This window comes from Tepidiphilus margaritifer DSM 15129, from assembly GCF_000425565.1.
Taxonomy (GTDB): domain Bacteria; phylum Pseudomonadota; class Gammaproteobacteria; order Burkholderiales; family Rhodocyclaceae; genus Tepidiphilus; species Tepidiphilus margaritifer.
Map to the genome: position 1 here is coordinate 1 of NZ_AUDR01000013.1, position 11,487 is coordinate 11,487.

Sequence of the window (11,487 nt, forward strand, 5' to 3'; positions counted from 1 at the left end):
CCCTCTGTGTCAGAATAGTTGTCGTCTCGATAGATCCTGAAACCAGAGGGCGACAAAGGAAGAACGAAGTGGCCAGATACGGACAGTCCTTCAAGGACAGGGCGGTTGCACGGCTGTTGCCGCCAGAAAGTGTCGCGGTGCAGACGCTGGCGCGAGAGCTGAGCATTTCAGCTGCGACGCTAGCGCGCTGGCGAGCCGAGGCGCTCTCCCAGCCCGTTGGCGAGCGGGGCTGGAGTGCGGGGGCCCGATTCGAAGCGGTGCTCTCGACCGCCGCGATGGACGAGGCGAGCAAAGGGGCCTGGTGCCGCGAGCATGGCGTGTATCCCCAGACGCTCGAGCAATGGCGCACCGCCGCCCTGCAGGCGCTCGATGAGCCCGAGGAAGTCGCACGGCAGGCTCTGCGGGAGAAGAAGGCCGAGCGGGGTCGCATCAAGGAACTCGAGCGCGACCTGCGCCGCAAGGAAAAGGCGCTGGCCGAAGCGGCAGCGTTGCTGGTGCTATCAAAAAAGCTCGAAGCGATCTTCCCCAAGGACGAGGACGCATGATCGGCCTGGAAGATCGCCAAACACTGGTCCGACACATCGATGAGGCACACGCAGCCGGCGCGCGCCTACGCCCGGCCTGCGAGGTCGCAGGCATGACGCTGCGCACCCTGCAGCGCTGGAAAGCGCAGGAAGGACTGCGCCAGGGGGACCGCAGGCCCCTGGCAAAGCGTGCGCAGCCGGCGCATGCGCTCAGCGACGAAGAACGGGCGAGGATCCAGGCGTTGGCCAACGAGCCCCGTTTCGCCGACCAACCCCCGGCGCGCATCGTCCCCACGCTGGCCGACGAGGGCGTCTATCTTGCCAGCGAATCGAGCTTTCAGCGCGTGCTGCGTGCCCACGGACAAACCCGTCACCGTGGGCGCAGCCGTGCGCCGCAGCGCACGCGAGCGCCGACGACGCACGTAGCCAGCGCCCCCGGACAAGTGTGGTGCTGGGACATGACCTACCTGCCCACCCACGTGAAGGGGCAGTGGTTCTACCTGTATCTGATCATGGATCTGTACAGCCGCAAGATCGTCGGCTGGGAGATTCATGCCACCGATGAGGCAGAACACGCGGTGAGCCTGCTCAAGCGCACCGCGTTGGCCGAAGGCCTCCACGCCCTGCCGGAAAAACCCGTGCTGCACGGCGACAACGGCAGCACGCTCAAGGCCACCACGGTGTTGGCGATGCTGCACTGGCTGGGGATCAAGCCCTCATACTCTCGCCCCAGGGTGTCCGACGACAACGCCTTCGTCGAATCGCTCTTCAAAACGGCGAAGTACCGCCCCGAATTCCCGGCGCGCGGCTTCGCCAGCCTGGACGAAGCCCGCCAGTGGGGACAGCACTTCGTGCACTGGTACAACGTCGAGCATCGCCACAGCGGCCTGCGCTACGTCACCCCCGCCCAGCGACATGCAGGGGAAGACCACGCGATCCTGGCGGCACGGCACCAGACCTATCTGCAAGCCCGCGAACGTCACCCGGCACGCTGGTCCGGGCAGACACGGGACTGGACACCGATCGGGGCCGTCACGCTCAACCCGGAACGGGACAGCGTCGTTCGGGACTCTACCCAAGCTGAAATAGAAGGCAGGTGATTGCATGAATCAGGCGACAACTATCTTGACTTGTTCCGGCAGGCACGAACCGGTGCCGCAACGGCGCGGCGCCTGGGTGCCGCTGCGCGACGGCAGCGAAATCATCGGCGCCGTGCTGCGTACCCGCGTGGGCGTGCATCCGGTCTACGTCTCCATCGGCCATCGCGTGAGCCTCGAGCGCGCCGTAGACTGGGTGATGGCCTGCACCACGCGCTACCGCCTGCCGGAGACCGCCCGCGCCGCCCACGCGCTCGCTTCGGGGACTGTCCGGAAGCGGGGAATGAGATAACGGGTCGTGGAACGTCATTTGCAGGAGATCATCGATGCCTGGCACAAGCACTTCGACCGTTGAAGTGACACATATTTCCAAAAATGGCTTTTGGTTGCTCCTCGACGAAGAAGAATTGATGCTTCCCTTCGCGAATTTTCCTTGGTTCAAAAAGGCGAGCGTCGAGCAAATCTGCGACGTGGAAAGGCCAAGCCCCAATCACCTCTATTGGCCGAAACTCGATATCGATCTGTCCATCGAGTCCATTCGCCATCCGGAGAATTTTCCTCTGGTCTCGAGAGCGAACGAGTTTATCGAAAAAGCATAAATAGGGATTGCGAACAAGTCTCTGGCGACGATAGGTGGGTGCCTCTGGGCGCTGACTTTCAGTCCGCGCCGTTTTCACTCGGCGCCGAGCGGGCCATCGTTGGCAATGAGCAACAGCATCACCTCTTTGAGCCGACGCAGATCATAGCGCCTTGATCGGCTCAGTCGCTCCCGATCCTGGCGAAACGCGCGCGTATAGTCGGCCGCTCGCGGTGGCCTGGTCCGCTTACTGGTAGGCGGTTTCTTCGAGGTCGTCGAAGAGCACCTCGGCGGAGGAAAAACGGGCTCGCCGGGTCTGTCGTATCGCCCGGGCTTCGGCCATCGCTTCGCGTGTGGCTGTGTTGGGCACTTTCAGTTCCAGGGGACTTATTGCTCCCGTTCTCTGTTGTGACTGATAAATTCTTTTAGATTATATAAAACTGCAAAAAATGTGCTTCTACCGACTATGTTGCCTCGTTACCATGGGGTCATCATCAGTCGGGAGATCGCCATGCGTTTCACACCTCGTTCGCTCTTTCTCGCCGCCGCGGCGGCCTTGGCGCTGGGCAGCGCGCGTGCCGACGTGTCGCTGCTCAACGTCTCGTACGATCCCACACGGGAGTTCTACCAAGCCTATAATGCCGCCTTCGCGCGCCACTGGAAAGAGCGCACCGGGGAGACGGTGACGGTTCGCCAGTCGCACGGCGGCTCGGGCAAGCAGGCGCTGGCGGTGATCCATGGGCTGGAGGCCGACGTCGTCACCCTGGCGCTGGGTTACGACATCGATGCCATTGCCCAGGCGGGCAAGCTCGCCCCCGACTGGCAGCAGCGCCTGCCGCAGCGCAGCGCCCCCTACACTTCGACCATCGTCTTCCTCGTGCGCAAGGGCAATCCCAAGGCCATCCGCGACTGGGACGATCTCGTCAAAGGTGACGTCTCCGTCATCACGCCCAACCCCAAGACTTCCGGCGGGGCGCGCTGGAACTACCTCGCGGCGCTCGCCTGGGCGCACAAGCGCTGGCCCGGCGATGAGCGCAAGGCCACCGACTATTTGCGCGAACTCTATCGCCGCGTGGCCGTGCTCGACGCCGGCGCCCGCGGCGCCACCAACACCTTCGTCCAGCGTGGCCTGGGCGACGTGCTGCTTGCCTGGGAAAACGAAGCCTTCCTTGCCCTGCAGGAATCCGGGCCGGATGCCTTCGAGATCGTCGTTCCGTCGGTGTCCGTGCTCGCCGAGCCGCCGGTGGCGGTAGTCGACAGCGTCGTCGCGCGACGTGGCACCGCCGAGATCGCCCGCGCCTACCTCGAATACCTCTATTCCCCGGAGGGCCAGCGCCTCGCGGCCAAGCACTACTACCGCCCTGTCTATCCCCAATACGCCGACCCGGCCGACCTCGCCCGTTTTCCCAAGCTCGAACTGCTGACGATCGAGGATTTCGGCGGTTGGCAAAAAGTGCAGCAGGAGCATTTCGCTGACGGCGGCGTGTTCGACCGCATCGTGGCGAAGTGAGGAGAGCGAACATGAATCCCGTTTCCCGCCGTACTGTCCTGAAAACGCTCTTCGTCTCGGCCGCGCTCGCCCTGGGGCCAACGCGCTTCGTTCGAGCACAGACCCCGGGCGAATTGCGCCTGGGGTGGCAAAAGGGCGGCGTTCTTGCCGTGATGCGTGCCCGCGGCACGCTCGATCGTGCTCTGGCGCAGCGCGGTGTGGGCGTTCGCTGGATCGAATTCCCCGCCGGACCGCAGATGCTGGAGGCCCTTGCTGTCGGCAGCATCGATCTTGGCGGGGTGGGCGAGACGCCCCCCGTGTTCTCGCAGGCCGCAGGAGCCGAGTTGCGTTACGTCGCCAACCATCCTCCTTCCCCCCGCGCGGAAGCGTTGCTCGTGCCGCAGGATTCCCCTCTGCGCACGGTGGCCCAACTCGCCGGCAAGCGGGTGGTGCTCAACAAGGGGTCCAACGTCCACTACCTCTTGCTGCGCCTGCTGGAGAACGCCGGGCTGTCTTACCGTGACGTGAAGACCGTCTTCCTTCCCCCGGCCGATGCCCGTTCCGCCTTCGAGCGCGGTGCCGTCGATGCCTGGGTGATTTGGGAACCCTTCGCCAGCGCGGCTGAAGTGCAGATCGGCGCCCGGCGGCTGGCCGATGCCACGGGCGCGGCGGCCAATCACAATTTCATGATCGCCACCCGCGCCTTCACCGAAAACGCCCCGGATCTGCTGCGCCAAGTGCTCGGAGCCTTGCAGGAAGAGTGCCGCTGGATCGGGGTACACGTCGACGAATCCGCCCGCATCGCCGCGCCACAGCTGGGACTTTCCACCGAAATCGTCCAGCGGGCATTCCAGAATTATGCCTTTGGCCTCGAATGGCCGCTCTCCGAATCCGTCGTGCAGAACCAGCAACGTATCGCTGACGCCTTCCGCGCCTTGGGGCTGCTGCCCCGGCCGGTGAGCGTGCGCGACGTCGTCTGGGCCGGCTGATCCTTTTTTCTCACCACCACTCGGAGTACATCATGTCCAAACCGCAGAGCTTCGTTCCTTCCTATACCCGACTCGCGCTCGAACCCTATACGCCCAACATCGGCGCGATCGTCCACGACCTGCAGCTCGCCGACGCTATCCAGGACGAGATCACCCGCGACGAGTTGCGCCGGGCGCTGGCCGAATACGAAGTCCTCTTCTTCCGTGACCAGGCACTCACCCCCGAGCAGCAGACGGAAGTCGCCCGCATCTTTGGTGACCCCGACAAGGCCAAAGCCTTCTTTCCGCGCCACGAGCGCATCGCCTCGATCGAGGTGATCGAGGCCAAGCCCGGCGGTCACGTCTATCGTACCGACCAGTGGCATACGGACATCACCTTCTCGTCCAATCCGCCCACCGGCACCGTGCTCTACGCCAAAGTCATTCCCCCTGCCGGCGGGGATACCCTCTGGACCAGCGCCACCAAGGTCTACGAATCCCTCTCCCCGGGCCTGCAAGCCGAACTGGAAACGCTGCGCGCGGTGCACAGCTTCGAGCACAGCGGCTGGCCGAGCTTCTTCCTCTCCCAACCCGACGGTGAGGCGCTCTACCGCAAGGCCCGCGCCGAACACCTGCCCGTGGTGCACCCCGTGGTGCAAACCCATCCCATTACCGGTAAGAAACTTGTCTACGTCAATCCCAATTTCACCGACCGCATCCTCGGCCTGTCGCGGCAGGAGAGCGACGAACTGCTCGGATTTCTTTTCCGCCGCTTCGAGCGCCCGGAATTCCAGGCCCGGCTGCGCTGGGAACGGCATACCGTGGCCATTTGGGACAACCGCGCCACCCAGCACTACGCCGCCAAGGACTACGGCAGTCACCACCGCCTGATGCACCGCATCACCTTCGGCGAAGACCGTGCTTTCTGACCCCGCCATCCTTCCCCGGCCGCGTGGCCGGGGAATCTGAGAGGAGAAGCTCCCATGAGTGCGAACCCCGTGCGTACCCTGCTGGCCGAACGTGCCGTCCCCTGGATGCTGCCCCTGCTGCTGCTCGGTTGCTGGCAGATGGCTGCCTCCTCCGGCTGGATCTCCACGCGGGTGGCTCCTTCGCCCGCCGCGGTGGCGGCTGCCGGCTGGGCCCTGCTCGCGGACGGCACCCTCTTTCAGCATCTCCTGGCCAGCAGTCGGCGCGCCGTGGCCGGATTCCTCATCGGCGGCGGCATCGGACTGTTGCTGGGGCTGCTATGCGGCGGTGTTCGTGGCTGCGAGCGCCTGCTCGACACCTCCGTACAGATGATCCGCAACGTGCCGCACCTCGCCCTCATTCCCCTGGTGATCTTGTGGTTTGGCATCGACGAAGGCGCCAAACTCTTTCTCGTCGCCCTGGGCGTATTCTTCCCCATCTACCTCAACACCTTTCACGGCATTCGCGGCGTCGATCCCACTCTCGTGGAGATGGGCCGATCCTATGGCCTGCGCGGTTGGACACTCTTTCGTCATGTGATGCTGCCCGGTGCCTTGCCCTCCCTGCTCGTGGGCGTGCGCTTCGCGCTGGGCTGGATGTGGCTGACCCTCATCGTCGCCGAGACCATCGCCGCCAACGACGGCATCGGCTACCTCGCCATGAACGCACGCGAATTCATGCGTACCGACGTCGTGGTGCTCGCCATCCTTCTCTACGCCCTTCTCGGCAAACTCGCCGACCTTGGCGCGCGCGGCCTGGAACGCATCCTCCTGCCTTGGCGTCCCGCCAATGCCCCCCATTGATTCCCAGGAGAACGCCCGCATGAACGCACGGCATCCTCGCGAAATCGAAATCGCTTCCGTCCAAGGGCTCGGCCTGCGGCTCGACGCCGTGGAAAAACACTACGGCCCACGCCGCGTGCTCTCCCATCTCGATCTGCACATCTCCCCCGGCCAGTTCGTCGCCATCGTCGGTCGCAGCGGCTGCGGCAAGAGCACCTTCCTGCGCCTGCTCGCCGGCCTGGAACGCCCCGACGGCGGCACCCTGCGCTTCGACGGCGTTCCGCCCGCATATCACCGCAACGCCATCCGGCTCATGTTTCAGGACGCCCGTCTGCTGCCGTGGAAACGCGTCGCCGACAACGTCGCCCTCGGCCTGGGCGGCGGACGCACCGCGGCACGACGCACGGCCCTCGAGGCACTTGAACACGTCGGCCTTGCCGAGCGCGCCAACGAATGGCCCGGTCGCCTCTCCGGCGGCCAGCGCCAGCGCGTCGCCCTCGCCCGGGCGCTCGTTCACCGCCCGCGACTGCTGCTCCTCGACGAACCCTTCGGCGCGCTGGACGCCTTCACGCGCCTGGAGATGCACGCCCTCCTCGAGCGTTTGTGGCAGGAAGAGGGATTTACCGCCGTCCTCGTCACCCACGACGTCTCCGAGGCCGTCGCCCTGGCCAACCGGGTCATCCTGCTCGACGAGGGGAGCGTTGCACTCGATCTGCCCATCGAAATCCCCCGCCCGCGCGACCGCACGGAGGTGCGATTTGCGGAGCTGCAGCGGGTGATATTGAAAAGGGTTATGGGAGATTGATTTTTTGTCGGACGTGGTTATGATGATGAAAAAACGCTGGAGATGTGGGGTGTCGTTTTCAGGACGATTACTATCTGCCAAGCCATGAATCAGCGCAGGCGTCCTGGATCTGACACCTAACCATTCGTTGCAGACGCAACGGCCCTGATGGGCCGCGGCCCGAACTTAAACGTTAGGTGATTTTCATGCCACTGCTTTCGCGTGCGGTCTTGCTCATGAGCGCAACCCTTTGCGGAGGGTTCTTCGCGCTCTCTGGCGCTGGGGTTTCGCGGGCTGCGGAACCTGAACAATTGTCGAACAGCATCCTTGTTTTTTGGTTTGTTGCCGGTGTGGCTTTGGCTATCCCGCTTTGGCTTCCAGCCATTGTTCCTCCGCGCTACCCACGTTTTTTGAAGGTCTGCCGCCGCGTATGCGCCGTTCTTCTCCTGTTCCCCACTTGGCTTTTTGGCACCATCGTGGGCAACAATGTCGGTCGCATTTTGTCCGGCTTCAGCTTCACGCCTATCGCTCTTGCTCAGGGCTTGGTTCTCACCGGCTGTTGCCTCGTCTGTCTATTTGTGCTGCTTTGGCCGGAGTTTTGTCGCCGTGCTGAGCGAACCCCCTAGGTGTCGGGTCCCGTAAGATTACGCGGTGTGTTTATGAAAGTTTTTATGAAAATGTCATTTTATGCTCGATGTCACGTGCTTGGCACGGTTCATCGAAGAGCACCAGTAGGTTCGAACCTTGGATGGTGCGCTGGGTCGCAGGGGCGCTCTTGACAGGCAAAGCAGTCTCATGCCATGACGATGCGGGTGTGGACTTCCACATTCAGCGCGCGCTTGATGGCGGCGAAGATCGCCGAGAGGTTGCTCGTGGTGGGATTGCCCGAGGCCGATAGCATCCGATGCAGGCTCTTGGCCGGCTTGTGAATCTCTTCGGCCAGAGATTCGAAACCGATCGTCGCATTGACCAGATCACGCAGGATGAGTTTGGCGGTCTCGGGTTCGCCATTGATGAACAGGGTGATCGCCTCGTCGAGCAGCGCTTGGGCAAAAGCCGGGTCGCTCTGCACGCGGGCTGCCACGGTTTCTTTGAAATCACGGGTCAGTGCCATGGTTCACGCTCCTTTTTTCGGCTGGAGTGCCTTGCGGCGCTTGTAGTCCTCCCACAAGGCCAGCGCCTCATCGATGTCTTTCTGTTGTCGCTTCTTGCTACCGCCGCCGAGCAGGACAATGAGCTTCAAGCCGTCTTTGAAATAGTAACATATAAGTCCCCTTTCTCGTCAATTGTGGCAATGGTTACCACTGGAGGGACGTTTGCCGCAGAGGTGCGTGAAGCCAAGAAATGAGGGGGTCAGGTCCGGATTTTTCAAAACGTCGGTAAAAATTGACAATTACCGACATTATGAAATAATATTTTTATGGACAACGCCCACACTTTCATTCTCGAACTGGCTCGCCGCCAAGGACTGCTGCGCTCCCGCGACGTAGAGGCGTGCGGCTTTTCTCGGATGACACTCAGCACGCTGGTCCGCCAGGGCAAGCTGACCCGGCTGTGCCGCGGCATCTACGCGCTGCCGGATCGACTGGTGTCCGAACACGTCACCCTGGCCGCGGTGGCCAGCAAATACCCGAATGTCGTGGTGTGCCTGTTGTCGGCACTGCAGTTTCATGGCCTGACCACGCAGTCACCGTTCGAGGTATGGGTAGCGATTCCCAACAAGGCGCGAGCCCCCAAGATGGACTACCCGCCGCTGCGCATCGTTCGTTTCAGTGGCGAGGCGCTGACTGAAGGGGTGGAAGAGCACCGGGTCGAGGGCGTCACCGTGCAGGTGACGAGCGTGGCCAAGACGGTGGCCGACTGCTTCAAGTACCGCAACAAGATCGGTCTGGACGTCGCGCTCGAAGCCTTGCGCGAAGCCTGGAACGCCAAGCGCGTGAAGATGGATGACCTGTGGCACTGCGCCCAGATCTGCCGAGTGGCCAATGTGATGCGCCCCTATCTGGAGGCGCTGACGTGAACGGACGCAATGTGGCTGCCTCGGTGCGCGCCAAACTGCTCAACAAGGCCCGCGCTGAAAAGCGGGACTTCACACTGGTACTCACCCGCTATGCGCTGGAGCGACTGCTGTACCGCTTGAGCATCTCGACGCACGCGGACCATTTCCTGCTCAAGGGCGCACTGCTGTTTGACCTCTGGTTCGATGTGCCGTTGCGGCCGACGCGCGATATGGACCTGCTCGGATTCGGCCTCGCGGAAGAGCCTTACCTGATCAAGGTCTTCTCAGAGTTGTGCGAGCTGGATGTCGATGACGGTATCCGTTTCGATGCCCAGAGCATCCGGGCTGAAGAAATCCGCAAGGAGGCCAATTACGCTGGCATCCGTGTGACGTTGCTGGGATGGATCGATGGTGCGCACTGCCCGGTCCAAGTCGATGTGGGCTACGGCGATGCGGTCACGCCAGGACCTGAGGCCGTGGAGTATCCGGTGATGTTCGACGAGTTTCCGGCACCCAAACTCCGGGTCTATCCCCGCTACACCGTCGTCGCGGAAAAGCTCGAAGCCTTGATCTCTCTCGGCGTGGCCAACAGCCGGATGAAGGATTACTTCGATCTGTGGGTGCTGGCCAGGCACAGCGATTTTGAAGGGGAAGTGCTGCGCGAGGCCATCGGCGCGACGCTGTCACGCCGAGACACCGACATCCCGACGGATGTGCCCTTCGGCCTGACGGAGGCCTTCGCCACCGATGTGCAAAAGCAGATGCAGTGGCAAGGTTTCCTGAAAAAGAACCGGCTCGAAGCGCCGACGCTGGAACAGGTCGTCGCCGATCTGCGTGACTTTCTGATGCCTCCGCTCAGCGCTTTGGCCTGCGGGCAAGGATTCGGTAGCACCTGGAATCGTGAGAGCTGGCAGCCTGCTGCGTGAAACCTTACGCTGCTACATGATATGATTCATATTGAATCACAGGTACGCGAGGCGTCCACCCCTTTTATGTCGAGACGAAAAATAAATTCAAACAAACAGTTACATAATCAGCCTGCACAACAAAATGTCGTTTGGTATAAGCGTATGTGGGTAGTAGTAGTTGCAGTCGGTTCTGCCGCGTTTACTCTGGGGCTGCAGGGTCCAACGCTGCTTCAGAACATGCGCAAGATTCCAGGTGAGCTCGAGAAAACTTGGGATCAATACATGGCTTGGCTAAAGGATGATGTTGCATGGGCTGGTGATTGGTCCACTTTCCCTGAGGGAATTGTTGATATGTCCGACATGCGGCTAAGTGAAGGTATTGATCTAAAGATTACTCTTCAGGCAAAGGGCGGAAAGATTAGCGGGATGATTGCCTCATCAAAAGTCTGTGCTAAAGCACCATTTAATTTTCTTTTGCTGCGCGGAACCGTTTCCGGGAATGTTGCTAGCGTAGAGGTTTGGGACATTGTTGAGGGCCATTCGTGGGTCTTTGAACATCTGAAGTTAGTTCGTGAAGGAGTCACCCTTACTGTCCATCCAGCCTTGGGAGAATTTTCATGGTTTCCCCAAGAAGCGAGACTTGGCAAACACCCGGAAGTTACGGAGACATTTATGGACGGATTCTGCAAGGACAAGGTAAGACCAAAGGGCATCTCAAAAAAACTTCCTTCCATCTCCTTCGCCTCTGAAAAAATTCCCTTGCCCTGATTTGTGAGGAGCCCGAACCATGACGCGCCGCACTGCGATTCAGCCCGATCTCTTTGCCGCTGGGGAACATCGCGCCAAGCTTGAGCGGCTCGGCGATCATCAGCAGGAAATGGAGGCGGTAATCGACTTCGCAGCGTAGGCGAAGCGAGTGGAGGAGATCGCACCCCTCAAAAATCACTCATCAAAAAGAGGGAGGCCAACCTGCCCGATCAAGACGATGGTGTGCATCGTGATGTTGAAGTACCTATTCCCTGGTGAGACCTACCCACCGCAGCGGCCAGAGGCAGGAAAAAACCGGAGCACGAGGCCGCAACGAGAGGCCAGAACGAGGGGAATTCGGGGGGAATTCAGTGCTGAGTGTCATGAAGAGCCGGTTTCATCGCGAGTTTCCCGGTGGGGGTTGATCGAAGTTTCTTCATCGTAAATTTCCTGTAAAATGAGTGGTGATTGATGTTCCTATTTGTTGTCAGTTAAACTCTGGATGTATCATCTTGAGTGCTTTGTCCTGTTTTTGTCTGTTTTTTTGTATGTTTAATCCATTTATTTTTAAGGGATAAACCGGCATTCGGTAAGTTTTAGGAATGAGTTTTCGAAAAAATCTGCAATCCCTTAGCTTGTACGTTCG

14 protein-coding genes and 2 pseudogenes are annotated in these 11,487 nt (G+C 61.2%); 12 read left to right on the top strand and 4 right to left on the bottom strand.

What is annotated here, in order from left to right:
- Window positions 1-68 precede the first annotated feature (68 nt).
- The 3 genes and pseudogenes from H607_RS0100800 to H607_RS0100810 all read left to right on the top strand — a co-directional run bounded on the left by H607_RS0100800 (window position 69) and on the right by H607_RS0100810 (window position 2,220).
- Window positions 69-1,624 (top strand): IS3 family transposase gene (locus tag H607_RS0100800; protein WP_088178290.1). Its coding sequence is split into 2 segments (ribosomal slippage): window positions 69-501 and window positions 501-1,624, totalling 1,557 coding nucleotides; the frame shifts between segments, so codons are not numbered across the junction.
- A 37-nt stretch (window positions 1,625-1,661) separates the two neighbouring features.
- Window positions 1,662-1,913 (top strand): annotated as a pseudogene (locus tag H607_RS0100805) (endonuclease V); the annotation flags it as partial.
- 34 nt (window positions 1,914-1,947) lie between these two features.
- On the top strand, window positions 1,948-2,220 hold the full coding sequence (locus tag H607_RS0100810; RefSeq protein ID WP_028873850.1) for a DUF2442 domain-containing protein: 273 nt from the start codon (window positions 1,948-1,950) through the stop codon (window positions 2,218-2,220).
- Window positions 2,221-2,297: 77 nt separating this feature from the next.
- Here the strand turns inward: H607_RS0100810 and H607_RS13730 are convergent.
- Window positions 2,298-2,471: pseudogene (locus H607_RS13730) on the bottom strand (type II toxin-antitoxin system YafQ family toxin); the annotation flags it as partial.
- Window positions 2,446-2,568, bottom strand: coding sequence for a hypothetical protein (locus tag H607_RS13660; RefSeq protein WP_276607289.1), 123 nt, complete (start codon window positions 2,566-2,568; stop codon window positions 2,446-2,448). The pseudogene H607_RS13730 and the gene H607_RS13660, both read right to left, overlap by 26 nt.
- Before the next feature lie 141 nt (window positions 2,569-2,709).
- On the opposite strand from H607_RS13660, the gene H607_RS0100820 reads away from it, so the two are divergent.
- The 6 genes from H607_RS0100820 (at window position 2,710) to H607_RS13285 (ending at window position 7,813) form a co-directional block, all read left to right on the top strand.
- Entirely contained in the window at window positions 2,710-3,708 is a 999-nt protein-coding gene (locus H607_RS0100820) for a sulfate ABC transporter substrate-binding protein (protein WP_028873851.1), read from the top strand.
- Window positions 3,709-3,719: 11 nt separating this feature from the next.
- Complete coding sequence (locus H607_RS0100825) at window positions 3,720-4,676, top strand: aliphatic sulfonate ABC transporter substrate-binding protein (RefSeq protein WP_028873852.1); 957 nt, start codon at window positions 3,720-3,722, stop codon at window positions 4,674-4,676.
- A gap of 32 nt (window positions 4,677-4,708) precedes the next feature.
- Window positions 4,709-5,584: a TauD/TfdA dioxygenase family protein gene (locus tag H607_RS0100830; protein WP_037989183.1), complete on the top strand. Its 876-nt coding sequence runs from the start codon at window positions 4,709-4,711 to the stop codon at window positions 5,582-5,584.
- Window positions 5,585-5,638: 54 nt separating this feature from the next.
- Window positions 5,639-6,424 carry an aliphatic sulfonate ABC transporter permease SsuC gene (gene ssuC / locus H607_RS0100835; RefSeq protein WP_037989185.1) on the top strand — a complete coding sequence of 262 codons (786 nt, stop codon included), beginning with the start codon at window positions 5,639-5,641 and terminating at the stop codon, window positions 6,422-6,424.
- A 19-nt stretch (window positions 6,425-6,443) separates the two neighbouring features.
- The gene (locus tag H607_RS11110) at window positions 6,444-7,208 is read left to right on the top strand and encodes an ATP-binding cassette domain-containing protein (protein WP_051240515.1); all 765 of its coding nucleotides are present in this window, start codon (window positions 6,444-6,446) and stop codon (window positions 7,206-7,208) included.
- Window positions 7,209-7,393: 185 nt separating this feature from the next.
- The gene (locus tag H607_RS13285; RefSeq protein WP_169393582.1) at window positions 7,394-7,813 is read left to right on the top strand and encodes a hypothetical protein; all 420 of its coding nucleotides are present in this window, start codon (window positions 7,394-7,396) and stop codon (window positions 7,811-7,813) included.
- A gap of 167 nt (window positions 7,814-7,980) precedes the next feature.
- Here the strand turns inward: H607_RS13285 and H607_RS0100845 are convergent, their stop codons facing one another.
- Both H607_RS0100845 and H607_RS13665 read right to left on the bottom strand, forming a co-directional pair.
- Window positions 7,981-8,301 (bottom strand): helix-turn-helix domain-containing transcriptional regulator, encoded by a 321-nt coding sequence (locus tag H607_RS0100845; protein ID WP_028873855.1) that lies wholly within the window; start codon window positions 8,299-8,301, stop codon window positions 7,981-7,983.
- A 3-nt stretch (window positions 8,302-8,304) separates the two neighbouring features.
- Complete coding sequence (locus tag H607_RS13665) at window positions 8,305-8,430, bottom strand: hypothetical protein (RefSeq protein WP_281168717.1); 126 nt, start codon at window positions 8,428-8,430, stop codon at window positions 8,305-8,307.
- A gap of 177 nt (window positions 8,431-8,607) precedes the next feature.
- Between H607_RS13665 and H607_RS0100855 the strand changes: the two genes are divergently transcribed.
- Genes H607_RS0100855 through H607_RS13290 form a run of 3 tightly spaced genes read left to right on the top strand, consistent with a single transcriptional unit; the run spans window position 8,608 to window position 10,862 of the window.
- Complete coding sequence (locus H607_RS0100855) at window positions 8,608-9,207, top strand: type IV toxin-antitoxin system AbiEi family antitoxin domain-containing protein (protein ID WP_028873856.1); 600 nt, start codon at window positions 8,608-8,610, stop codon at window positions 9,205-9,207.
- The gene (locus H607_RS0100860; RefSeq protein ID WP_083961846.1) at window positions 9,204-10,112 is read left to right on the top strand and encodes a nucleotidyl transferase AbiEii/AbiGii toxin family protein; all 909 of its coding nucleotides are present in this window, start codon (window positions 9,204-9,206) and stop codon (window positions 10,110-10,112) included. Before H607_RS0100855 ends, H607_RS0100860 begins: the two co-directional genes overlap by 4 nt.
- A gap of 21 nt (window positions 10,113-10,133) precedes the next feature.
- Complete coding sequence (locus H607_RS13290; RefSeq protein ID WP_157381247.1) at window positions 10,134-10,862, top strand: hypothetical protein; 729 nt, start codon at window positions 10,134-10,136, stop codon at window positions 10,860-10,862.
- Window positions 10,863-11,487: the final 625 nt, after the last annotated feature.